This window comes from Sporacetigenium mesophilum DSM 16796 (assembly GCF_059569055.1).
In genome coordinates this window covers 1-1,370 of the sequence record NZ_JCANUR010000044.1, presented here as the reverse complement: position 1 = coordinate 1,370, position 1,370 = coordinate 1, and the positions used below count along the sequence as shown (strand labels likewise).

The following is a 1,370-nucleotide window of genomic DNA, read 5'->3' as shown; positions in this document are numbered from 1 at the left end:
AACAAAGGAAGCATGTGAATTTGTAGGAGCAGATGCATTTACAACTAACGCTGCAGAAGGCGTAAAAATATGCCAAGGGTGGGTGAACTAATATGGAAGATGTAAAAGTATTACAAGCAGAAAGAACTCAATTATTTAAGGATTTATTTGAAGGAAAGACTCCAAAAAGAGTACCAATAAATGCTATGTTCACGCTGGAGTTTGCTATACAATATGCTGGAAAAGACTTAGCAAAATCACAATGGGATACTTCAGAGCTAGAAGAAATATATACAAAAGTATGTACTGATTTTGTTTCAGATACAAATCCTGCAGGACCTTCATTAAGAAATCCTCTACATTATAAAATATTAGGAGCTAGAAACTTCATAATGGGATCTAATGGATTTATGCAACATCCAGAAATTCACGGACTTGACGCAAGTGAATATGATGAATTTATAAATTCCCCATACAATTGTATGCTTGAAAAAATACTTCCAAGAATTTACACAGAGTTAGATACAAATCCAGGCCAAAGATCTATAGTATTTGCTAAAGCATTTAAAGCATATTACGATGAATTGATGAGTGATTTAGGAATAATGGGAAGATTAAATGAAAAGTTTGGATATTCTCCATATGGAGGAATAGAGGTATTAACTGAAGCGCCTTTTGATTTTGTAGCTGATCAGTTAAGAGGATTCAAAAACATTACTATGGATATAAGAAGAATGCCTGGTAAAGTTGAAGCAGTTACCCCTATTATGATAAAACAAGGAACAACACCAAATCCATCAATATATAGTTCTTCATTTATACCACTTCATATGGCACCTTATTTACGTGAAAAGGATTTTAGTAGATTCTATTGGCCTACATTTAAAAAGTTAGTAGATGGACTATATGAAAATGGTCAACCATCAATGTTATTTGTTGAGCATGATTGGATGAGATTCCTTGATTACTTATATGAACTACCTGAAAATACAAGAATGATGTTTCAATATGGAGATCCAAAAATTGTAAAAGAAAAATTAGGTTCTAAACATATACTTACTGGTTTCTATCCAATTGGATTATTAAAAACAGGTACAAAGGAACAATGTATAGATAAAGCAAAAGAACTTTTAGATACTCTTGCACCTGGTGGAAAATACATGTTTGGATTTGATAAAGCTTTAATAACTGTAGATAGTGTTAATGTTGATAATTTACAAGCGGTACTTCAATATGTATCAGAAAACGGTAAGTATTAAAGGGGGGGTATATATGGAAACTCAATACTATAGAACATGGGAAGAATACAAAGAAGATCATCCAGAAATAGATGAAAAACTAGATGATGTTATGGCTGCTAAAATGCAACCATATGAAGAAATGATGTTTGG

General features: G+C 32.2%; 1 protein-coding gene. It reads left to right on the top strand.

Annotated elements, in window-relative coordinates; genetic code table 11:
• Window positions 1-92: 92 nt before the first annotated feature.
• Entirely contained in the window at window positions 93-1,238 is a 1,146-nt protein-coding gene (locus BS62_RS15165) for a uroporphyrinogen decarboxylase family protein (protein WP_496492093.1), read from the top strand.
• Window positions 1,239-1,370 lie beyond the last annotated feature (132 nt).

Excerpts from the sequence above, each read along its gene's own strand:
- BS62_RS15165 (WP_496492093.1), top strand. The coding sequence starts at position 93 with ATGGAAGATGTAAAAGTATTACAAGCAGAAAGAACTCAATTATTTAAG.